The sequence below is a fragment of the Streptomyces sp. MGP-BFMKR1 genome (genome assembly GCF_057766585.1).
Genome location: NZ_CM173408.1, coordinates 1172906 through 1194338 on the forward strand (window position 1 = coordinate 1172906; position 21433 = coordinate 1194338).

14 protein-coding genes and 2 pseudogenes are annotated in these 21433 nt (G+C 75.7%); 3 read left to right on the plus strand and 13 right to left on the minus strand.

Features of this window, described 5'->3' with window-relative positions; genetic code table 11:
- Positions 1-354 precede the first annotated feature (354 nt).
- A complete protein-coding gene (locus tag AC3CHW_RS04405; RefSeq protein WP_176164957.1) occupies positions 355-561 on the minus strand; it encodes a hypothetical protein in 207 nt (68 codons plus the stop codon).
- Between the two features lie 758 nt (positions 562-1319).
- On the opposite strand from AC3CHW_RS04405, the gene AC3CHW_RS04410 reads away from it, so the two are divergent.
- Complete coding sequence (locus tag AC3CHW_RS04410) at positions 1320-2906, plus strand: serine/threonine-protein kinase (protein WP_488469613.1); 1587 nt, start codon at positions 1320-1322, stop codon at positions 2904-2906.
- 153 nt (positions 2907-3059) lie between these two features.
- On the opposite strand, the gene AC3CHW_RS04415 is transcribed toward AC3CHW_RS04410, so the two are convergent.
- From AC3CHW_RS04415 to AC3CHW_RS04455, 9 genes and pseudogenes are all read right to left on the minus strand, one after another.
- A complete protein-coding gene (locus AC3CHW_RS04415; RefSeq protein ID WP_488469614.1) occupies positions 3060-3878 on the minus strand; it encodes a TrmH family RNA methyltransferase in 819 nt (272 codons plus the stop codon).
- 101 nt (positions 3879-3979) lie between these two features.
- A complete protein-coding gene (gene cobA, locus AC3CHW_RS04420) occupies positions 3980-5257 on the minus strand; it encodes a uroporphyrinogen-III C-methyltransferase (protein ID WP_488469615.1) in 1278 nt (425 codons plus the stop codon).
- Between the two features lie 310 nt (positions 5258-5567).
- Positions 5568-12134 (minus strand): nicotinate-nucleotide--dimethylbenzimidazole phosphoribosyltransferase, encoded by a 6567-nt coding sequence (cobT, locus tag AC3CHW_RS04425; RefSeq protein WP_488471271.1) that lies wholly within the window; start codon positions 12132-12134, stop codon positions 5568-5570.
- A 210-nt stretch (positions 12135-12344) separates the two neighbouring features.
- On the minus strand, positions 12345-13577 hold the full coding sequence (gene cbiE, locus AC3CHW_RS04430; RefSeq protein ID WP_488469616.1) for a precorrin-6y C5,15-methyltransferase (decarboxylating) subunit CbiE: 1233 nt from the start codon (positions 13575-13577) through the stop codon (positions 12345-12347).
- 199 nt (positions 13578-13776) lie between these two features.
- Entirely contained in the window at positions 13777-14415 is a 639-nt protein-coding gene (locus AC3CHW_RS04435) for a GNAT family N-acetyltransferase (RefSeq protein WP_176164952.1), read from the minus strand.
- A gap of 143 nt (positions 14416-14558) precedes the next feature.
- Complete coding sequence (locus AC3CHW_RS04440) at positions 14559-15404, minus strand: MetQ/NlpA family ABC transporter substrate-binding protein (protein ID WP_398606754.1); 846 nt, start codon at positions 15402-15404, stop codon at positions 14559-14561.
- Positions 15405-15816: 412 nt separating this feature from the next.
- Positions 15817-16479 (minus strand): annotated as a pseudogene (locus tag AC3CHW_RS04445) (methionine ABC transporter permease); the annotation flags it as partial.
- Entirely contained in the window at positions 16476-17552 is a 1077-nt protein-coding gene (locus AC3CHW_RS04450) for a methionine ABC transporter ATP-binding protein (protein WP_398606753.1), read from the minus strand. The gene AC3CHW_RS04450 and the pseudogene AC3CHW_RS04445, both read right to left, overlap by 4 nt.
- Positions 17553-17943: 391 nt before the next feature.
- Positions 17944-18597, minus strand: coding sequence for an HAD-IA family hydrolase (locus AC3CHW_RS04455; RefSeq protein WP_398606752.1), 654 nt, complete (start codon positions 18595-18597; stop codon positions 17944-17946).
- A 150-nt stretch (positions 18598-18747) separates the two neighbouring features.
- Here AC3CHW_RS04455 and AC3CHW_RS04460 point away from each other — a divergent pair, with 150 nt between their 5' ends.
- Together AC3CHW_RS04460 and AC3CHW_RS04465 are read left to right on the plus strand one after the other, a co-directional pair.
- Positions 18748-19116 carry a hypothetical protein gene (locus AC3CHW_RS04460; protein WP_176164947.1) on the plus strand — a complete coding sequence of 123 codons (369 nt, stop codon included), beginning with the start codon at positions 18748-18750 and terminating at the stop codon, positions 19114-19116.
- Entirely contained in the window at positions 19109-19588 is a 480-nt protein-coding gene (locus AC3CHW_RS04465) for a hypothetical protein (protein WP_398606751.1), read from the plus strand. Before AC3CHW_RS04460 ends, AC3CHW_RS04465 begins: the two co-directional genes overlap by 8 nt.
- Positions 19589-19709: 121 nt before the next feature.
- Here AC3CHW_RS04465 and AC3CHW_RS04470 read toward each other — a convergent pair whose 3' ends face one another.
- The 3 genes and pseudogenes from AC3CHW_RS04470 to AC3CHW_RS04480 all read right to left on the minus strand — a co-directional run.
- Complete coding sequence (locus AC3CHW_RS04470; protein WP_488469617.1) at positions 19710-20087, minus strand: HepT-like ribonuclease domain-containing protein; 378 nt, start codon at positions 20085-20087, stop codon at positions 19710-19712.
- Entirely contained in the window at positions 20084-20545 is a 462-nt protein-coding gene (locus tag AC3CHW_RS04475; RefSeq protein ID WP_488469618.1) for a helix-turn-helix domain-containing protein, read from the minus strand. Before AC3CHW_RS04475 ends, AC3CHW_RS04470 begins: the two co-directional genes overlap by 4 nt.
- 309 nt (positions 20546-20854) lie before the next feature.
- A pseudogene (locus AC3CHW_RS04480) lies at positions 20855-21367 on the minus strand (GNAT family N-acetyltransferase); the annotation flags it as partial.
- Between the last annotated feature and the right edge of the window lie 66 nt (positions 21368-21433).

Below are 21433 nucleotides of genomic sequence, written 5' to 3' on the forward strand. Positions count from 1 at the left end.
CCCGAAGCGGTGGGGGGATCGTACGCGCCGGCGCCGACGACGCGGGGAGTGCGGGCGCGTCGCCGCCGACGTCGGGGGGCGCGGGCGCGGTGGCGACGGCGCGGGAGCTCGGCGCCGGTCGGGGCGGGCGCACGAGGGTGGGAGCGCCTGGGCTGGCACGCACGAGGGCCCTGGTACCTCGATCCCCATCGAGGCACCAGGGCCCTTCTCTGCCCGGAGGCCGTGGCCGCGGCGAGTGATACCTCGCCATGGCCGTCGGCCGTCCGAGCTGCGTGCCGTCCGCCGCACCCCCGTCCCCACGGGGTTAATGACCGGAAGTCCCCGGCCCGGGCCGCTCTCCCGGGCCCGGAGCGACTAGCGCTCCAGTATTCCGACCACGGACGACGTCTGTGTGACGACGGCTTCCCAGCCGCCGAACACGACCGCGAGGAGTGCGGCGATCGGCAGCACCATGGCCGCCGCCACCAGCGGGTGGCGCGTCCCCGGTCGACGGGTGCCAAGCGCGGTGGGCAAGCGCCGCTGCTGTGCTTGGAAGTCCGTGCGTCCTGCGGTGACCGCCATCGTCCCCTCCTCGTGTCTGCTTGGGGCGGCGAGCGTCTGACCTCGGGGGACGAGTGCTGCGCCCGCCGCTTGACCTCAACATTAGGTCCGCGACCGGGGGGTGGGCGTCATGCCCTCGTACCGATTACCGGGCCTCCCGGAGGATGACCCGGGGGTGTAGCCGGTACTCCCCTGGTTGGAGACCTGGGCCTGAGCCCCCGGGTCTTCCCTGAGAGGGACCCTCATCTCGCAGGACGAGAGTCCCGGCGGCGCACGGGTCCCGAGGCGAGCACGCCGGCTCACTCACGTGACGGAGGGCCAGGCCAGGTGCGCCGCGCACCGCCACGGCGCCAAACGGAACTGGCACGTCCGCCCGGTTGGGCCGTGCCGCCCCGTAGGGCGCTGTGGCGTCGCGCCCCCGGGTGACATCCCTCACGTCACGGGCCGCCAGGCACGCCGCGTGGTCGCCCTCGGGGTGCCGGCGGCGGGCCGGCGCCGCGCTGCCACGCGCGGCCTCCCCCGCGGCGACCACGCTCCGTGCACGACCTCCGCTCACGGCCCCAATCCCCGTTCGGCGGCGGCCCCTTGGCCGGGGGCGCGCGGCGGGGGCCCGTGCGCGCCGCGGCGTCGGCCCGGCGTGCCGGTGGAGTGACGCGCCCCGACAATCCGTCCCCCGACGCATGCGCGGCCTCTGCGCACACCGCCCCGTCAATCCGTAAGCTGTGGCTCGTCAGACGGGCAGCAGTGTGGGGCCTCCCCACCGGAGGTAGGGGACGGACATGGCGATGATGCGGCTCCGGCGCGAGGACCCGCGTGTCGTCGGCTCGTTCCGGCTCCACCGTCGGCTCGGCGCGGGCGGGATGGGCGTGGTCTACCTGGGCTCCGACCGGCGTGGCCAGCGGGTCGCGCTGAAGGTGATCCGGCCGGACCTGGCCGAGGACCAGGAGTTCCGGTCGCGCTTCGCCCGGGAGGTCTCGGCCGCCCGGCGCATCCGGGGCGGCTGTACGGCGCGGCTGGTGGCCGCCGATCTGGAGGCGGACCGCCCCTGGTTCGCGACCCAGTACGTGCCCGGGCCCTCGCTGCACGACAAGGTCGGCGACGACGGGCCGTTGCCCGCCTCGCAGGTCGCCTCGATCGGGGCCGCGCTCGCCGAGGGGCTGCTCGCGGTGCACGACGCGGGCGTGGTGCACCGGGACCTCAAGCCGTCGAACATCCTGCTCTCGCCCAAGGGCCCGCGCATCATCGACTTCGGCATCGCCTGGGCCACCGGGGCCAGCACGCTCACCCACGTGGGCACGGCCGTCGGCTCCCCCGGCTTCCTCGCCCCGGAGCAGGTGCGGGGCGCGGCCGTGACGCCGGCGACGGACGTGTTCGCCCTCGGTGCCACCCTCGCCTACTCGTCGACCGCCGACTCCCCCTTCGGGCAGGGGAGTTCGGAGGTCATGCTCTACCGGGTCGTGCACGAGGAGCCGCAGCTCGCGGGCGTGCCCGACGCGCTCGCGCCGCTGCTGCACGCCTGCCTGGCCAAGGACCCCGAGGACCGGCCGAGCACGCTGCAACTGTCGCTGCGGCTCAAGGAGATCGCCGCCCGCGAGGCGCACGGCCTGCCGTCGGCGCGCCGCGTGGACCCGCAGGAGGCGGCGCGGCAGCGCGGCGAGCGGCCGAGCGGGCGGCTGGCCGAGGAGTACGCGCGGCAGCGCACGGAGCGGCGCACCGGCGGCTCTCCCCCGCCCCGTCGGGCGGCGACGCGCGGTGAGGCGCCGCGCGGGCCCGTCGCGCGCGGCACCGGCGCGCGTACGGGTCCCGGCTCCGTGTCCGGCCGTACGGGCGGCGGCGCTCCGCGCTCCGGCTCGGCCGCGCGGCCGGGGGCGCGTACGGGGGGCGGCGGCGCGCCGCGCACCGGGGGTGGTTCGGTACCCCGCCCGGCCGACGCGTCCCGACACCCCGCGGCGCGGCCGAAGAACGGGCCGGGCGCGCGGACCGGGGGCGGCGGGTCGCGTTCGGGCGGCCGGGCCACGGGCGCGCGAGGGCCCGGGCGTCGCGGGGACGGGCGGACTCAGGGGCGCGGTACGGCCACGGGGCGCCGGCCGGCGCAGACCAGTCGTCGGCTGCTGCGGCAGCGACTTATCGTTTTTGTCGTGGTGACGCTGCTGGTGGCACTGGGCATCGCCGCGGCGCAGGGCTGCCAGGGCCCCACCCGCGGCCTGGGTCCCAGCGGCCCGGCCCCGACCGCCACGACCGGTCAGGCCGCGGGGCAGAACGCCGCGGGGCGGAACGCGGTGGATCACCGGCCGTACGACGCCGGCCAGGCCGGCGGGGTGCGGGGTTTCGCCGGAGCGCCGCACGCGCCGTTCGGGCGCGGTTGAGGTCGGCTGCCCCTCCCCCGTCACGCCGGCGTCCGCTGGTACGCCGCTGCGCGCTCCAGGCGCGCGACCGGCCGCCGATCCACGATTCCCGGCCGGCCGCCCGACTCCGCGCGGGTCGCGGGCGGCTGACGCCGGGTCGGTCGCGGAGTGGGCCTAGGCGGTGGGACGGCCCGTGGTGACGGCGTAGAACGCGACGGCCGCCGCCGCCGCGACGTTCAGGGAGTCCACGCCGTGTGCCATCGGGATGCGCACCCAGGCGTCGGCGGCGGCCAGGGCGTGTCGGGACAGGCCGTTGCCCTCGGCGCCGAGCAGCAGCGCCGCGCGCTCCAGGCGGTGCGGGGCGACCTCGTCGATCGAGGTGGCCCTCGCGTCCGGGGTCAGCGCGAGCAGGGTGAAGCCCGCCTCGCGCACCTGGGTCAGGTCGCGCGGCCAGGTCGTCAGGCGGGCGTACGGCACGGAGAAGACGGCGCCCATGGACACCTTGACGGAGCGCCGGTACAGCGGGTCGGCGCAGTCCGGGGACAGCAGCACCGCGTCCATGCCGAGCGCGGCGGCGCTGCGGAACGCCGCCCCGATGTTGGTGTGGTCGTTCACGGCTTCGAGGATGGCCACCCGGCGCGCGGTGGCCAGCACCTCGGTGGCCTCGGGCAGCGGCTTGCGGGCCATCGAGGCGAGGGCGCCACGGTGCACGTGATAGCCCGTCACGCGCTCGGCCAGGGCCGGGTCGACGGTGTACACCGGGGCCGGGGCCTCGTCGATGACGTCGCGCATGGCGTCGATCCACTTGGCCGAGAGCAGCATCGAGCGCATGCCGTACCCCGCCTCCAGGGCCCGCCTGATCACCTTCTCGCCCTCGGCGATGAACAGCCCTTCGGCGGGCTCGCGCCGGCGGCGCAGCTCGACGTCGGTCAGGTCGGTGTAGTCGGCGAGGCGCGGGTCGGCGGGGTCGTCGATGGTGATGAGTTCGGCCACGTGCTGATACTGCCTTGTCTGGTCCTGGCGTGGGCTCGCGGGGCGGGCGGCGGAGCGAGGGCGTGCGGCGGGGCGGCGCGGCGGTGGGCGCCCCGCGCCGGCTACGCCGGTCGCTTCGGCCCGACGGTCACCACGTCGCCGATGACGATGACGGCGGGCGGGCGCACGCCCTCGGCCTTCGCCCGCTCACCGACGGTCTCCAGCGTGGCGTCCACGCGGCGCTGGGCGGCCGTGGTGCCCTCCTGGACGATGGCGACCGGGGTGTCGGCGGGGCGGCCGTGGCTGACCAGCGCGGCGGCGATGGCGCCGATCTTCTCGACGGCCATGAGCAGCACCAGGGTGCCACGCAGTCTGGCGAGCGCCGCCCAGTCCACCAGCGAACGCGGGTCATCGGGGGCAACGTGGCCGCTGACGACGGTGAACTCGTGGGCGACGCCACGGTGCGTGACGGGTATGCCGGCGGCGCCGGGAACGCTGATGGAGCTGGAGATGCCGGGCACCACCGTGCACGGAATCCCGGCCTCGGCGAGCGCCTCGGCCTCCTCCATGCCACGGCCGAAGACGAACGGGTCGCCGCCCTTGAGGCGTACCACCGCCTTGCCCGCCCTGGCGTGCTGGATGAGCGCCGCGTTGATGGCCTCCTGGGCCATGAACCTGCCGTACGGGATCTTCGCGGCGTCGATCACCTCGACGTGCGGGGGCAGCTCGTCCAGCAGGTCGCGCGGGCCGAGCCGGTCGGCGATGACCACGTCCGCGGCGGCCAGCAGGCGCCGGCCGCGCACGGTGATCAGGTCGGGGTCGCCGGGTCCGCCACCCACCAGCGCGACCCCGGGCAGCGGCGCCCCACCCGCCCCGGCGTCCGTCGCATCCGCCGCGCCGGCCTGGCCGTCGGCCGCGAGCCGGTGGTGCGGGGCGGCCAGGGTGCCGTCCCGCAGGCCCTCGACGATCGCGTCCCGCAGGGCGGCGGAGCGGCGCGGGTCGCGGCCGGTGAGGACGGCCACGGTGACGCCGTCGCTGCGTCCGGTGGCCGGGGTCCAGGCCGTGGCCGCCTCGGCGTCGTCGCTGCGCACGCACCACACCCGGCGGGACTCCGCCTCGGCGGAGGCGGCGGCGTTGGCCTCGGGGTCGTCGGTGGCGATCAGCACGTACCAGGCGTCGGCGAGGTCGCCGTCCCGGTAGCGGCGGCGCTCCCAGCGGATCTCGCCGCCGTCGGCCATGGCCTCGACGGACGGGGTGGCCGACGACGAGATGAGCACGACGTCCGCGCCCGCCGCGATGAGCGCCGGCAGCCGGCGCTGTGCTACCTGGCCGCCGCCGATGACGACGACGCGCCGTCCGCTCAGGCGCAGCCCTACGGGGTAGGCGGGGTTCTCGGACATGACGGTACGGCTCCTCGTACGGCGTAAGGCGCCGCTACTGCACCGGAGCGGCTGGTCAGGATGGGCGCGGGCCCTGCGCACACCTTACGGGGGCGGGCAGGGGGCCGCGTGGGTGGAGGCGGTGGTGCGGGGCCTGGTGGGTTGGCGGGAGCCGGGTCCGGCGAGTGGGTCGCGGGCCGGCGGGCGGCCCGGCCTCCGGCGGCGTTCGGTTGCCGGAGGCGGGGCCGGTGCGGGCCCGGGCCCCGGCGGCACTCGACTGCCGGGCGGTCGGGCCGGAGTGGGGGGGTCCCGCACCGGCCCGGCCACCCGGTCAGTTCTTCTCGGTCACGCCCGCCGCGTCGAACGTGGCCACCTCGTGCATGGCCCGCGCGGCGCTCTGCACCACCGGCAGGGCCAGCAGTGCGCCGGTGCCCTCGCCGAGCCGCAGGTCGAGATCGACCAGCGGGCGCAGGCCCAGCTTGGTGAGGGCCGCCACGTGTCCGGGCTCGGCGCTGCGGTGCCCGGCGATGCACGCGGCCAGCGCCTCGGGGGCGATGGCCCGGGCGACCAGCGCCGCGGCGCCCGCGCTCACCCCGTCGAGGATGACCGGCGTGCGCAGCGAGGCGCCGCCGAGCAGGAAACCCACCAGGGCGGCGTGTTCCAGGCCGCCGACCGCCGCGAGCACGCCGATCGGGTCGGCGGGGTCCGGCTGGTGGAGCTCGAGGGCGCGGCGCACCACGTCCACCTTGCGGGCCAGCGTCTCGTCGGTGATGCCGGTACCGCGACCGGTGATCTCGACCGGGTCGGCCCCGGTGTAGACGGCGATCAGCGCGGCGGACGCGGTGGTGTTGGCGATCCCCATCTCGCCCGTGAGCAGCGCCTTGTTGCCCGCGGCGACCAGGTCGCGGGCCGTCTCGATGCCCACCTCGATGGCGCGCAGCGCGTCCTCGCGGGACATGGCGGGCCCGACCGTGAAGTCGGCCGTGCCCGGCAGCACGTTGCGCGGCAACAGGCCGGGCGTGCTGGGCAGTTCGGAGGCGACGCCCACGTCCACGACGCAGACCTCGGCGCCGACCTGGTTGGCGAACGCGTTGCACACCGCGCCGCCGGCCAGGAAGTTGGCCACCATCTGGCCCGTGACCTCCTGCGGCCACGCCGTGACGCCCTGGGCGTGCACGCCGTGGTCCCCCGCGAAGATCGCCACGGCGGCGGGCTCCGGGATCGGCGGCGGGCACTTGCGCGAGAGCCCGCACAACTGCGCCGAGATGATCTCCAGCATGCCGAGCGCGCCCGACGGCTTGGTCATCCGCTTCTGCCGCTCCCACGCCTCGCCGAGCGCCTTGGCGTCCAGCGGCCGGATGCCGCGCAGCGTCTCCTGGAGCAGGTCGTGCGGCTGCTCACCGGGGAGCGCGCGCCGGCCGTACGTCTCCTCGTGGACCACCCACGACAGCGGGCGCCGCTTCGACCAGCCCGCCTGCGACAGCTCGGGCTCGGCCGGGAACTCGTCCACGTAGCCGACGCACAGGTAGGCCACGACCTCCAGGTGCTCGGGCAGGCCGAGGGCGCGCACCATCTCGCGCTCGTCGAAGAAGCTCACCCAGCCCACGCCCAGGCCCTCGGCCCGGGCGGCGAGCCACAGGTTCTCCACCGCCAGCGCGGAGGAGTACGGCGCCATCTGCGGCTGGGTGTGCCGCCCGAGGGTGTGCCGCCCGCCACGGGTGGGGTCGGCGGTGACGACGATGTTGACCGGCGTGTCGAGGATCGCCTCGATCTTGAGTTCCTTGAACTGCTTGGCCCGCGCCTTCGGCAACGACTTCGCGTACGCCTCGCGCTGCCGCTGGGCCAACTCGTGCATCGTGCGCCGGGTCTCGGCCGACCGGATCACGACGAAGTCCCACGGCTGGGAGTGGCCGACGCTGGGCGCGGTGTGCGCGGCCTCCAGGACGCGCAACAGCACCTCGTGCGGGATCGGGTCCGGGCGGAAGCCGTTACGGATGTCCCGGCGCTCGCGCATCACGCGGTGTACGGCGGCGCGCTCTGCCTCGTCGTACCCCTCGGCCGCGGGGCGCGGCGGCGCGACCGTCGCCTGCGGCTGCGCCTGCTCGGCCCCGGCCGCCGGCTCGGCCGGCCCGCCCTGGGCGGGCTGCGCGCCGTCGACGGCCGGTCGCGCCTGCCCGGGGACGGCGGGTGCCACGGGCGCGGGCGCGTCGGCGGCGGCGGTCGGCTCGGCGGACCGCGCGGCGGGGATGCCACCGGTCGCCGGGCTCGCGGCTAGCGGTGCCGCCGCGGGCGCGGGTTCGGCGGGTTCGAGGGCCGTACGCGGTTCCTCGGCCGCCGGGGCCGCCGGGGCGGTCACGGGCGCGAGGGCCGGCGTACCGGCCGCAGCGGACGCGCCGGCGTCGGCCGGGCGGCTGTTGGCCGGGGCCTGGGCCTGGGCCTTGTCCTCGGACCCGTTCGCGACGGGCTCGGGGGCCGCGGGCTGGGCTTCCTGCATGGTCTGGGCTCCGTCCGTGGCAACCGGTGTGTCGGAGCCCGCGGGCGCGGCACCGCTCTGCGTTGCGCCCTCTGCGGGCGCCCCTGTCACCGGTTCGCCCGGTTCGGCGGTTTCGGCCGGCTCGGACGGGGCGGCGCCCGGCTCGCCGGTGGCCGACGCGGGGGTGCTCGGCCCGGAGGTGCCCGGCTTGGCACCGTCCGGCTTCGCGGCGTCCTGCTTGGCATCGTCCGGCTTGGCGGCGTCGGCTGCCGCGACGGGGGTCGGCTGTGCCGGCGCGGATTCCTGCGTCGGCACGGTCGGCCGGGTCGCGGCCGGCGCGCCCGCCAGCTGGTCCTGCCCAGCGGCCTGCGGCTGCGCCGCCGCGGGCTGCTCGGGGGCCGGCTGGCCGGCCGCGTCGGCGGTGGGTTCGGCGTCCTGGGACGCCTCGGCCGTCGGCGCGGGTGCGGCGGGCTGCTGCTCGCCGGGCGACGCGGCATCGGCCGGAGCCTTGCCCTCGGCCTTGTTCTCGGCCTCGGCCTTGTCCTCGGCGGGAGCCTGTTGCGCTGCCGCGCCGGGGGCGGGTGCCTCCTGAGCAGCCGCTTCCTGGGTGGGCTTGGGCTGGTCCGCTGCGGCCGGTGCGGCGTCGGTCCCGGCGACGGGGGCGTCGCCCTGGCCGGCGTCGCCTGACGCGGCATCGGCCGGCGGGGCGTCAGGCGACGCGGCGTCAACCGGTCTGGCGTCAGCCGGTGTGGCGTCGCCTGGGCCGGCGTCGGCGTTCGGCGTGCCGGACTGCGGCTCAGCGGACTGCGGGGCCTGGCCGTCGGGCGTGCCCTGCGTGGTCGTCGCAGCGGGCTGCTCGGCGTTCGCGGGAGTGGACTGCTCCGCGTCCGCGTCCGGGTTCACAGCCGGTTCGGTGGCGGGTTCGGCTGGCTGGTCCGCGTCGGCCGCGGGCGTGCCGTCCTGCGCGGGTGTGGACGCGGGCTCAACCGGCCGCGCGTCCTTGGCGGTCGGCGCGCCCTGCGGGCCCTCGGCCTCCTCGGGCGCGGCCTCGTTGCCCGACGCCTCGGCAGCCGGGGACTCGGCCGACGGGGCATCGGTCGGCTGAGCATCGGGGGCGGTGCTGGCCTGGTCCGATGCTGGGTCCTGGTCCGACGCCGGGTCCTGCGGCGCGGCCGGGCTGCTCTGGTCCGCGCTCTGTGCGGAGGCTGCCTCAACCGGGGCGTCCTGCTCGTTCGCGGCAACCGCGTCGGTGGCGGTGGACGGCTGGTCCGGCGCCGTGGCCGTGGCGGGCGGCTGGTCGGCGGTGGGCGCGGCGGCATCGGCCGTGGTCGCCTCGTCCGTCGCGGGCTCGGCTTCCGTACCTGCGTCGGGCTTCGGCGCGCTGGCGACGCCCGCAACGGGCGCGCCGTTCACCGTCGTACGCCGGGGCTTCGTCGTGGCCCGCCCCTTGGCCGCCGACTTGGCCTGCGGCGTGGGCTTGGCCGGTGCGGCATCCCCCTGCGCCGGCGCGGCGGGATCGGTCGGCGCGTCAGCGGCGGGCGCCTCGGCGGCGGCTGACCCGGCGGTCGTTGACGCGGCGGTTGGTGACGCGGCCTCCGGCGCCGGCGCGGTCGCCGGGGCGCCGGGGGGCGTACCGGCGGGCTGCGCGGCTCCGGTCGGCTGCGGGACCACTGCGGTGGCCGGCGCGCCGGCGACGGGGGGCTGCGCGCCGGCGGGAGCGCCGGGCGTGGACTGGGGTGCGGTCTCGGCAGGCAGTGGTGCGTCCTGTTCGGGCTGTGCGGACCGTACGGGCTGTACGGGGTGTTCTGGTTGCCCCGCCGCCTGCGGCGGCACGGGGACGGGCCGGGCTTCGCCCGGCTGGGCCGCGGGGGCGGTGGCGCGTCGGCCGCGCCCAGCACCGGCAGCGGGAGCCGCCTCCGGCGTCGGCTGCGGGCCCGGCTGCGGCTTCGCCGTAGCGGGCTCGGCCGCGGCGGGCTCAGTGGTCGGAGCATCGGCGGTTAGTGCGCTCGGAGCGCCGGTCGCGGCCTTCGCCGGGCCGGTGGTGGCGGTAGCGGTGCCGGCGGACGGCGGCACGGACTCCTCGCCGGGGGCGGCAGGGGCCTCGCCCGGGGCGGAGGTTGCCGCCTCCGGGGCGGGAGTTGCCGCGTCCAGGGCGGGCGTCGCCGCGTCCGTCGGGGTGGTCGGCTGCTGCGGCACGGCCTGGGCCGGCTGCGCACCGTCGGCCAGCGCGGCCTGCGCGGGGGCGGCCTCGCTCGGAGCGTCGGGCGAAGGTTGCGCGCCGGCGCGCGTCATCCCGCCCGTACCCGCGTCGGCGTGGCCGTCGGCGTCGACGGGCAGCGGTACGCCTGCCGCGCTCGCGCCGGAGCCGGTGGGGGCTGCGGCGGGTTGGGCCGTGGCGCCGGGCTGGCGGGGCGCGGCGTTGGCCACGGGCTCCGCGCCCTGGGGGGCCACGGGTTGCGCGCCGGCCTTCGCGGCGGGCTGCTGGGTTGCGGGGGCCTGTTCTGTTGCGGTGGTGGTGACCTTGCGCCGGCGTCCCGTACCCGAGGGAACGGCGCTCGGGTCGGCCGGGGTGGGCACGTTCTCGACCGCTGCCGCGCGCCGCGGTCGCCGCCGCGCGCCCCGCGACCCGCCCGACGGAGGCGGAGCCTGCTGCGTACCCTCCGCCGGCTCATCGGTGGGCTGTTGCGCCGCCTGCGGCTGGTCGGTGGCCTGCGCGGTCGCACCGTCGGTCGCGGCCTGCGCGGGCACGCCCGCGGGCTGCGCGGGCGCGTGGGAGGCGCTGGCCCGCGCCGGCGCGGGGCCGGCCTCGGACGAACCGGCGGCCTCGTCCCGCTGCGGCGCGGACTCGACGTCGGCGGGCGGCTGCGCGGCCAGCGGGCCTGTCGGCTGCGCCGTACCGCCCTGCTGACCGGCCGTCGGCGCGGCGTCGGCCGACACCTCGGCGGGCAGCGGCGCGGCGGCGGACTGCTGTGCGAACGCTGCGCCGGCCTGCTCGGCCTGCGGTACGGGCGCGGCGGCGGGCGCCGGCGCGTCCGGGGCGATGGGCTGCGGTGCTGGTGTTGCTGCTGGTGGCGTGGTGGCGTCGGTGATTATCGCCGCGCCGGGCGCCGGCTCGGGCGTCTCGGGCTGCGGCGTCGCCGGTGCGGGCGCGCCGGGCTGCGGCTGCGGCTGACCAGCCGGCTGCTGCCAGGCTTCGCCCTGGTCGGGGCCTACGGGCTGTGAGGCGGGTGCCGACTGAGTCGCCGTCGGGTCCGTGGGCCCGGGCTGCTGTTCGGCGTTGGCCGGTGCCGGCGCGGCGGCACGCTGCTCGCCGTCGGCGGGCGTGCCGGTGGCTGCCGGCGCCTGCCGCGCGGGGCCCTCGACGGGCAGGGTCTGGGCGGCGCCGGGCGCCGGTGTCGCGGGGGCCGAGCGCGCGGGGTTCGGGGCGGGGCCCACCAGCGGGGAGGCGACCGGAGGGCGGCCGACGACGCGCGGCGCCTCGTAGCGCGGCTGCCTGGGGCGCGGCTGAGGCTGACCGGCCGCCTGGCGCGGCGCGGGCACGGAGTTCGCCGCGGCGGGCGCGCCCTGCTGCTCGGCGCCGGTGGTGTTCGGCTGGCGCACCGGCTCCGGCTGCGGACCGGAACCCGTGGCGGGAGCGGCCGTCGGGCGGCCGACCGTTTCTGCCGGGGCGTCCGCGACGTGCTGGGCCGCGGGGGCGGCCGACGGGGACTGGGGCTGGGACTGAGGCTGGGGCTGCCAGGGCTCGGCTCGCTGCGGTCCGGCCTGGGCGGGGGCCGCGCCGGGGAGTTCGGGGCTGTCCGTGCCGCCGGCTCCGTCGAGGTACTCGGGCCCGCCCGTGGGGGCGCCCTGGGGGCGCGCCGGGGTCCGTGGACCGGCCGGGCCACGGTCGGCGAGGGACCGTACGACGCCGCCGGTCTGCTCCGCGAGCGGCGGGCCCGAGTGCGGTGGGCGGCGCGCGGGCTGCTCGTGCGGCGCGGGCTGGGCCTGCGGCAGGGGCTGGCCGGGCGCGCCGGGTTGGGCGCCGCGGACCTCGTCGTACGCGAGCGAACCGGTGTCCCGGCCGCCCGCCTCGTGCGCGCCGGCCGGCGCCGGCTGGGCCGCGGTGGCGGCCCGCGGCGCGGGGGCGGTCGGGGGCTGCGCCTGGTGGTAGCGCGGCTGCTGTTCCGCCCAGGCCCCTTGCGCGCCGGGCATCAGGAGCAGATCATCGTCCTCACCGTGCTCGCCCTGGTCCATGTGGTCGGGGTGGTCCTCGTGTTCGTCGGTGCCAAAGGAGTAGGCCACGGCCGTCTGGCGGCCCGCCTGGCCGGGTGGGTTGCCTGGTGCGACGTCGGCGGTAGCACGAGCATCCGCCGGGCGCGGCGCTCCGGGCTGTCCGCCTGCGTTCGCCGGCAGTCCCTCGCCTGGGATCTCGCCGGTGTCGGTCATGCGTACCCCTCGCCCATCGCTCAGTGCTCCTTCCAACTGCTTTCAAGCAAGAACGAGCGTCCGCGCTGCGCGGCACGTGGCGCGTCCCCCCGCCCGTCGCACCGCGAGCCCCGCCGGATGCGGTGCGCCCAGGTCATGGGCGCGAACGCGGCCTCGGCCGAACGCCAGTACAACGGTCCGCCAGCCTACCCCGGGCCCGCTGGGCGGGGGTCACGGGTGGGGCCGGTGCCCGCAGATCAGGAAGGCGACCGCGCGGTCGCGCTCCGACCAGGCCCGGGCGTCCATCTCCATCGACTGGACCATGACGCACTCGACGCCGTAACCCCCGTCCGAGAGCGCCCTGCTGATGGCTTCCGCCTGGTCACGGGTGGCGGCGTGGGTGACGATGCGTTCGGGGCGGCGGGCGGCGCACGCGGTGGCGACGGCCGCGCCCCCGCCGCCGATGCGGACCACGTCCGGCTCCGGCAGGTCCTCGAGCACCTGCGGCGCCGTGCCGTGCACCACGTGGAGTTGCACCTGGAAACGCCGGCCGACGGCCGCGATCCGGCCACAGGTGTCCGCGTCCTGGTCGACGGCGATGACCGCCGCGCCGAACCGGGCCGCCTCGACCGCGGCGGCCCCGCTGCCGGCGCCGATGTCCCAGACCAGGTCGCCCACCCGGGGACCGAGGCGGGCGAGTTGGCCGGCGCGCAGCCAGCGGGACTCGCCCTCGCCACGGTCGGCGGCGGCGCCGTAGGCGGAGCTGGGCAGCGCCCAGCCGCGGATGGCCGGCGGGTAGCCGGGGTCGCGGCCGGCGATCCAGCCGCCGCCCTGCGGGCCGCTCGGGGCGGTGCTCTGCCCCGAGCCGCCGATGACGATGACGACGTTCGGATCGCGCCACGTGTGGTCGGCGACCTTGTCCGAGGTGAGCACGGTCATCCGCTCGTGCTCGGTGCCCAGCGCCTCGCAGATGACGAACGTACGGTGCACGGGGCCGAGCAGCAGGGCCAGTTCGGCGGGGCCCGCGCCGGGCGAGGTGAGGACGGCGACCTTGGGGTGGGCCCGGCAGACGTTGACCGCCCGGCGCAGGTCGCGGCTGTGGGCGCTGACGACCTGGGCGTCGTCCCAGGGCATGCCGGCGCGGGCGAAGGCCGCGGCGACGGCGGAGACGGCCGGGACCACCTCGACCTCAAGACCGTGCTCGGGGGCGCGCAGCGCCCGGACGACGCCGAAGAAGCCGGGGTCGCCGTCGGCGAAGACCACGGCCGAGCCCCGGTGTCCGGCGATGCGGCGGGCGGCCAGGTCGACGCTGCCGAGCCGGATGCGTTCGGCGCCCGGCGGGACCTCGGGCAGGGCCAGGTGGTGGGCGGCGCCCGCGACCAGCGTGGCGGCGGCGACGGCGGAGCGGGCCGCGTCTGTCAGGGGGGAGCCGTCCCATCCGATCACCGTGACGCGGTCGGCCATCTGTGTCAGTCTCCTGGGCTGTGATCGCGGACCCCGCGGCGTACTTGGGAGAGCGGTCGCGCGGGGAGGGCGTGAACGGGGTCGTGTGGGCCGGGCAGCGGAGCGCGTACGGGCCGGCGCTACCGAGCCGTGGGCGGCGTGGCAGGCGGGGTCACGGTGAGCGTACCTCCGACTGGTCCAGACCGGTGGTGCGGGTTGCTCAGCGCCAACTGGGCAGCGTGGCGTAGCCGGAGTCGTCGATGTGTTGCCCGGGGCCGCCGTCGAGGTCCTCGGGGAGCAGGCTCCAGACGATCAGGTCGGTGCGGATGTCCGCCCAGCCGCCGTCCTCGGTGCGCGAGCGGGCTATCCACGCGTTGCGCAGCACGCCCTCGCTGATGCAGCCGATCTTCTGGGCGACCTGCTGGGCGGCGGTGTTGTCGGCGGCGGTGCGCATCTCGAGGCGCTCGAAGCGTTGGGAGCGAAAGAGCCAGTCGGCGACGGCGAGGACGGATTCGCTGGCGTATCCCTCGCCCCTGGCCCAGGGGGCGGTGATGTAGGCGATCTCGGTGGAGAGGGTGCGCCAGTCGGTGTGGAAGAGGGTGACGACGCCCACCAGGCGCTGGGTGAGGAACTCGGAGACGGCGAAGACGATGCCGCGCCCCTGCGTGCGCTCGACCGGGGCGCGCCGGGTGATCCAGTCGCGGGCCCGGTCGGCGGTGTAGGGGTGGGAGACCGAGGTCCAGGCCACGATCTGCTCGTCGTTCATCATCTCGGTCAGCGGGAGGACGTCGGCCAGCTCCAAGGGGCGCAGCTCCAGCCGGTCCGTACTGATGGATACGTCCGGAAAGGTGCGTGTCATGCGCTGCTCCAACGCGGAGAGATGTATGTGCCCGGGGCCGTCTGAGTGCACCAGCATGCAGCATCCGGCCGCTCATGTGCCAAGCGCGACGGCCCCGCGCACGCCCGAGGGGTGCGCGGGGCCGGGGTCGTCGAGGGTGTGAATCAGCCCTTCGGGGCGCCGAACGCCGGGATGACGGCGCCCTCGTACTTGTCCTCGATGAACTTCTTGACCTCGGGCGAGTTCAGGAGCTTGGCCAGCTTCTTGACCCGCGGGTCGTCCTCCTTGCCCTTCTTGACGGCGAGGAAGTTGGCGTACGGGTTGTTCTCGGCCTTCTCCAGGGCGAGCGCGTCCGTGGCCGGCTTGAGCTTGGCGCCGATGGCGAAGTTGCCGTTGATGATGGCGGCGTCCACGTCGCCGAGGCGGGCCGGGATCTGCGGGGCCTCCAGCTCGGTGAGCTTCAGGCCCTTCTTGTCCTTGACGTCCTTCAGGGTGGCGCCGCTGCCGACGCCCGGCTTGAGCTCGATCAGCCCGTTGTCGGCGAGCAGCTTGAGCGCGCGGCCCTCGTTGCTGACGTCGTTGGGCAGTGCGATCGAGTCGCCCGAGCCCAGGTCGGAGAGCTTCTTGACCTTGTTGGAGTAGAGGCCGAGCGGCTCGATCTGGACGTTGACGATCGGCACGATGTGGGTGCCGTTCTTCTTGTTGAACTCGTCCAGGAAGGGCTGGTGCTGGAAGAAGTTGGCGCCGACCTCACCGTTCTCGGTGGCGGTGTTCGGGAGGTTGTAGTCGTTGAACTCCTTCACCTCCAGCTTCAGGTCCTCCTTCTTCGCCAGGTTGTCCTTGACGAACTTCAAGATGTCGCCGTGCGGCGTGGGGCTCGCGGCGACGATGAGCGCCGAGTCCTCGTCGCCGCTGTCCTTGGAGTCGGAGGGCGCGCTGCACGCGCTGAGGGCGAGGGCGGTCGCGGCGGCGACCGCGGCGGCGGCGGAGAGCTTGATGGTGTTGCGCACGAAGAGTGCCTCTTTCTGGACGGATTCCAACCACTGGCTGTCGCGAGTGGTACGCCCGGCAAAGGGTCCGGGCTGGCGTGGGGACGGGGAGAGCGGTGTGGCGCGGGGCGGCGGGTCAGCCGGTCCGTGGCTGGGCGGATGCCGTGGGCTCGTCGTCGGGCCGGCCGGCGTCGGGCGCCGGCGCGGCCTCGGCCTTGGTCAGGGCCGCTCGCGGGGCGGGCGGTTCCTCGGCCGTGCTGACCGCGCTGGCCGCGTCGGCCGCGGTGGTGGCCTCGGCCGCCGTCGCGGGGGCGGTGCCGGCGGTGGCGAGCGCGGCGCGGTCGGCGACGTCGGGCGTGGCGGCCTTCGGTGCCGTGGCGTCGGCGGCCCCGCGCGGCCGGGGCAGCCGCAGCCAGCTCGCGCCGGCGGGGATGGTGCCGTTGCGGCGGCCGATGACGCGGACCACCACGTCGCCGATGAACTGCACGATGGTGACCACGACGACCAGCAGGATGACGGTGACCAGCATCAGCCGGTCGTCCGAGCGCTGGTAGCCGTTGACGATCGCCAGGTTGCCCAGGCCGCCGCCGCCCACCGCGCCGGCCATCGCCGAGTAGCTGATGAGCGTGATGACGGTGGTGGTCAGGCCCGCGATCAGGGACGGCAGCGCCTGCGGCAGCAGCACCTTGAAGACGATGGTCCAGGTGCCGCCGCCCATCGACTGCACGGCCTCCACGAGCCCGCCGTCCACCTCGCGGATCGCGGTCTCCACCAGCCTGGCGAAGAACGGGATGGCGCCGATGGCCAGCGCGACCACCGCGGCGGTGGGCCCGATGGAGGTGCCGACGACGAAGCGGCTGAAGGGGATCAGCGCGACGATGAGGATGATGAACGGCAGCGAGCGGCCGACGTTCACGATGGCGCCGACGGTCTTGTTGACCACGACGTTCTGGAGCTGGCCGCCCCGGTCGGTGAGGACCAGGAGCACGCCGAGCGGCAGACCGCCGAGGACGGCGTAGACGGTGGACCACCAGACCATGAACAGGGTGTCGAGGCTGGCGTCGTTCAGCGCGGGCCACATCTCGGACCAGGTCACTTGGCAACCTCCTCGGCCGGGGCGGCGACGGCCCGCGCGGAGGCGGCCGACGCGGCGGGGGACGCCGCGCCGTCGGGCGCGACCTCGACGTGCAGGCCCTGCTCGCGCAGGAAGCCGATCGGCACCACGTTCTCCTCGAACGAGCCGGGCAGTTCGATACGCATCCGGCCGACCTGGCGCCCGCCGATGGTGTCCATCGCCGCCCCGAGGATCGAGATGTCGATGTTGTACGTGCGCGCGAGCTGCGAGATGACCGGCTGGCTGGTGGCCTCGCCGAGGAACGTCACGTCCACGACGGTGCGGCCAGCGCCGGTGGCGCCGCCGCCGACCGGGAACAGCTCGCGCGCGAGCTCGGAGCCGGGGGTGGCGAGCAGTTCGGAGACGGTGCCGGTCTCCACGACCCGCCCGCCCTTCATCAGCGCGGCCGAGTCGCAGACGGTCTTGACGACGTCCATCTCGTGCGTGATGAGCAGCACGGTCAGGCCGAGCTGCTGGTTCAGGTCGCGCAGGAGCTGGAGGATCGAGCGGGTGGTCTCGGGGTCGAGGGCGGAGGTCGCCTCGTCGGAGAGCAGCACCTTGGGGTCGCCGGCCAGCGCGCGGGCGATGCCCACGCGCTGCTTCTGCCCGCCGGACAGCTGCGCCGGGTAGGCCCTGGCCTTGTCGGCGAGGCCGACGAGACCGAGCAGCTCGATCGCCTTGCGGGAGCGCTCCTTGCCGGATATGCCGAGGATCTCCAGCGGGAGTTCGACATTGCCCTGCACGGTGCGCGAGGAGAGCAGGTTGAAGTGCTGGAAGACCATGCCGATGCGGCTGCGGGCCTGGCGCAGCGCGGCGCTGGCGCGGTGGCTGTTGCCGGCGAGCGCGGTCAGGTCGGAGCCGGCCACGGTGACCGTGCCGGAGCTGGGGCGCTCCAGGAGGTTCACGCAGCGGATGAGGGTGGACTTCCCGGCGCCGCTCTGGCCGACGACGCCGAACACCTCGCCCTCGCGGACGTGCAGATCGACGCCGTCGAGCGCGGTGACCTCGCGGCCTCGTGAGCGGTAGACCTTTGTCAGGCCCGTCGTGGTGATCACAGGGGGTTTCCGTCACTGTCGAGTGCGCGGCGGATGGAGTGCCGGCACGGGGCATTCATTGCGGAACACGGCATACGGAGTTCTCCGGCGAGCGCGGTCATCACTGTCCGGCTCCGGCTTCCGGCGGCGCGGGGCGCGTCTCGCGTCGTACGCGGTGCGCACGGACACGCTGCGGCGCGCGGTCTCGCTTCGGGGCGCGAGGCTCCGGCAGGGGCCCTCAGCGGTCACACATTCGACACATACAACGAGCACCGGGCGTCATGTTCGCCTCGGTCGCTGTGGCGCGGCTGCTCGTGGTGGTCATGCGGGCAAGTAAACCAGACACGCGCGTGGCTCGATCAAGCCTGTCCGAATGGCGGACTCGTCCGGTCAAGGCGTGGACAGCACGTGATCATGACCGTTCGTCGACGATCAGTTCCAACCCATCGGCCCCGACCTGCACGGATACGTACGAAAGATCCTTTATGACGGCGTCCGCGTGAAGATCGTCCACGGGTGTGGTTGTGGTCAAGGCCACGGTCCTCATGCCCGCGGCCCGGCCCGCCGCGAGGCCGGCCGGGGCGTCCTCGAAGACCACGCAGCGGGCCGGGTCCACGCCAAGGCGCCGCGCGGCCAGCAGGAAGGGCCGCGGGTCGGGCTTGCCGCGCCGCACGTCGTCGGCGCAGACGAGCTGACCCGGCCGGATGCCCACCTCGGCGAGCCGTGCCGTGGCCACCCGGCGGTTGGCCGAGGTCACCACCGCCCAGCGGTCGGCGGGCAGGGCGGCGAGCAGGGTGGCGGTGCCGGGCAGCAGCGTCACGCCGCCGGCCACGTCCGCCGCCTCCAGCGCGTCGATGCGCGCCAGCGCGCCCGGTATCCGCTCGGCCGGCAGCAGGTCGCCGATGATGTCGACGGCGGGCCGGCCATGCAGCTCGATCCGCGCGAACGCCTCGGCGCTCACCCCGTACTCCCCCGCCCAGCGGGTCCAGCAGCGCCGCACCGAGGCCAGCGAGGAGACCAGGGTGCCGTCGTTGTCGAAGAGCAGGGCCGCCGCGGAGATTCTCATGGCGGGCCAGCGTATGCGCTGCCGTGGGATGGCCGGATGGCGCCCAGGGGGCGCGGGCCGGGGCCGGGGCGCGGGCTATTAGAGTCGTCGCATGGCTGTCAATCCCTGTGTGCGCCCCCGTCTCGCGCGCACCCCCGAGCGGAGGTGCCGGTGTTCGACGCGCTGACGTGGGCGGTCAGTCTGACCGCACTGGCCCTCGCCGCGTGGTGCGGCCACGCCGCCTATCTCGACCAGCCGACCAAGGACTGGCACTTCATCGGCATGGCCGTGGTGACGGTGCTGGCACTGGCACAGCTCGTGATCGGGATCGTACGGCTGGCACAGGGGGACAAGCCCGACGACAGCACGACCGTCTTCGTGGCCTATCTGATCGGCTCCGCCTGCGCGATCCCCGCCGTCGGGTTCATGTCGCTCTCGGAGCGGACCCGCTGGGGCTCGGTGACGGTCGCCGCGGGCGCGGTGGTGCTCGCGGTGCTTGAGGTGCGGCTGTGGGACGTGTGGGAGGGCGGCCATGCCTGAGTCCGAGACGCCCGCGTCCGAGACCCCCGAGCCCGGGGCCGCCGGTCCGGCGGGCGCCGGCGAACCGGAGCGACGCGGCCGACGCCTGGCCATCGGCGAGGGCCCGGGCCGCCTGCTCGTCCTGGTCTACGGCGTCTTCACCGTCGCCGCCGCCTCCCGCTCGCTCTACCAGCTCATCGCCCAGTACGAGGAGGCGCCGCTGGCCTACGTGCTCTCGGCCGTCTCGGCGCTGGTGTACGCGTTCATCACGGTCTCGCTGGTGCGCGGCGGCGAGGGCGCCCGGCGGGCGGCCCTGCTGTGCTGCGCGGCCGAACTGGTCGGCGTGCTCACCGTCGGCACCTGGACGCTGGTGGAACCGTCCGCCTTCCCGGACGCCACGGTCTGGTCGGACTACGGCATGGGCTACCTCTTCATCCCGATCTTCCTCCCGGTGACCGGCCTGCTCTGGCTGCGGCGGGCCCAGCGCGCCTGACCGGCGGCCCCCACCCCGGCCGGGGCTCGGCGAGCGCAGTGCGCGGCTCAGCCGTGGGCCCGCCAGGCGCCGCCGGCCCAGTGGAGACGCCCTAGCGCGGTGCGCGAGTGCTCCGGGAGGTTCACGGCCCCTCGCCGAGGATTCTCCGCACGTGGGCGGCTTCCTGGGGGAGGCTGTGCGCCAGGGCGTTCCAGAGGATGCCGTAGTCGACAGCTCCGTAGTCGTAGGCGGCGAGGTCGCGCATGCCCTTCATCGCACGCCATCGGACCTCGGGGTGCGCTGCCGTGAACTCGCCGTCGAGGCGGTTCACCGCCTCCCCGATGCGGTGCAGGATCGCCTCGGCCGAGAGCCGGAGCATCTCATCGCCGTCGTAGGTCTCACGTCCGCGCGCGACGAGTCGGGCACCGGTGGCGGCGAAGTCGAGGAAGTCGAGGAGGGTTTGACGGGTGCGTGCGTCCAGGGACTCCCGGCGGGGCGGTTCGGGCTGCACGGTGCTCACAGGGGCTTGGCCTCGGCCACGATGGTGTCGTGGCTCCCGCGCAGGCCGCCCTCGCTGATGACGTCGACCTTGACTCCGAGGGTGTCCTCCAGATCCTGGGCGAGCTCGATCTGGTCGAACAGGGAAGCGTCGGGGGCGAACTTCACCAGCAGGTCCAGGTCGCTTCCCGGGCGGTCCTCACCTCGGGCGACCGAGCCGAAGACCTTGACGCTCAGCGCCTTGTGGCGGGCGGCGAGCGCCTTCACCTCGGCTTTGTTCCGGGCCAGTGCGACGGACGCCCGCGGCTTGGTGGCGGCGGCCAGGCGTGCCAGCATCTTCGGCGAGGGCCGGCGGGTGCCGTTCTCGTAGGCGGCGATGTTGGGCTGGGCGACACCGGACAGTTGAGCCAGTTCCCGCTGGGTCAGTCCGGCGGCCCGGCGCATGTCGGCGAGCTGTGGTGCGGTGCTCTGAGATGCCATGGCGACCCCTCCCTCTCTATATCAACGATATCGCGTATCGTCCGGCCCGCGCTGTAGCGGCCCGGCAGGTGAGAGGTCGTACTGGATGGGGCACCCCGTTGCGGCCCTCATCCGGACGTCGCCCGGCGAACGCCACGACGCAGCCGGGCGGCCCGCGTCACGCGCGATGCCGCGGCGGCCCGGCGTCCGTCGTCGTCAGGTGCGCTGTCGCTGCCCAGCGTGCCGCACCAGCACCCGTCGGGCCGGCGGGTGCCGGCCCAACGGGTGACGCGACGACGGGTGGGGGCACCGCCGGGCTGAGCGGTGGTGCTACGCGCTCGCGGCGAACGCCTCGGCCGCGGCCCGCTTCTCCAGCGTGACGACGCTCAGCGAGCGGCTGACCCGCTCGGTGCCGACCTGCGCGTAACCGTACTTGCGGTACAGCCGCAGGTTGCCCTCGCTGCGGTGCCCGGTGCTGAGCCGGTACCGCTTGACCTGCTCGGCCGCCAACCGCATCTCGATGGCGGCCAACAACCGGCCGCCGAGGCCGTGCCGCTGCATGCGGGGGTGGACGATCAGCCCGGCGATCGCGGCGGTTCCGTCCTCGTGCACGGCGCCCCGCACCGACCCGACGACCTCCTCGCCGAGCCGGGCCGCCAGCACCCAGCCGTTGCCCAGCTCGGCACGGAGGTCGTCGAGGGTTTGGGTCAGCGGCTCGATGGAGTAGTCGCCGTACAGCTCGGCCTCGCTCTGGTAGCAGAGGTACTGGAGCTTGAGGATCTGCTCGGCGTCCTGCTCGCTCGCCGGAGAGATGGTCACGCTCATGCCCATGTGCGCATGCCTCCTCTGTGTGTGCCCCGGCCGCGATGAGGGAGATGGTGCGGCGGGACGTGGGGTGCCCTGACAGGA

Excerpts from the sequence above, each read along its gene's own strand:
- AC3CHW_RS04405 (WP_176164957.1), bottom strand. The coding sequence starts at position 561 with ATGGCGGTCACCGCAGGACGCACGGACTTCCAAGCACAGCAGCGGCGC.
- AC3CHW_RS04410 (WP_488469613.1), top strand. The coding sequence starts at position 1,320 with ATGGCGATGATGCGGCTCCGGCGCGAGGACCCGCGTGTCGTCGGCTCG.
- cobA (WP_488469615.1), bottom strand. The coding sequence starts at position 5,257 with ATGTCCGAGAACCCCGCCTACCCCGTAGGGCTGCGCCTGAGCGGACGG.
- cobT (WP_488471271.1), bottom strand. The coding sequence starts at position 12,134 with ATGACCGACACCGGCGAGATCCCAGGCGAGGGACTGCCGGCGAACGCA.
- cbiE (WP_488469616.1), bottom strand. The coding sequence starts at position 13,577 with ATGGCCGACCGCGTCACGGTGATCGGATGGGACGGCTCCCCCCTGACA.
- AC3CHW_RS04435 (WP_176164952.1), bottom strand. The coding sequence starts at position 14,415 with ATGACACGCACCTTTCCGGACGTATCCATCAGTACGGACCGGCTGGAG.
- AC3CHW_RS04455 (WP_398606752.1), bottom strand. The coding sequence starts at position 18,597 with ATGAGAATCTCCGCGGCGGCCCTGCTCTTCGACAACGACGGCACCCTG.
- AC3CHW_RS04465 (WP_398606751.1), top strand. The coding sequence starts at position 19,109 with ATGCCTGAGTCCGAGACGCCCGCGTCCGAGACCCCCGAGCCCGGGGCC.
- AC3CHW_RS04475 (WP_488469618.1), bottom strand. The coding sequence starts at position 20,545 with ATGGCATCTCAGAGCACCGCACCACAGCTCGCCGACATGCGCCGGGCC.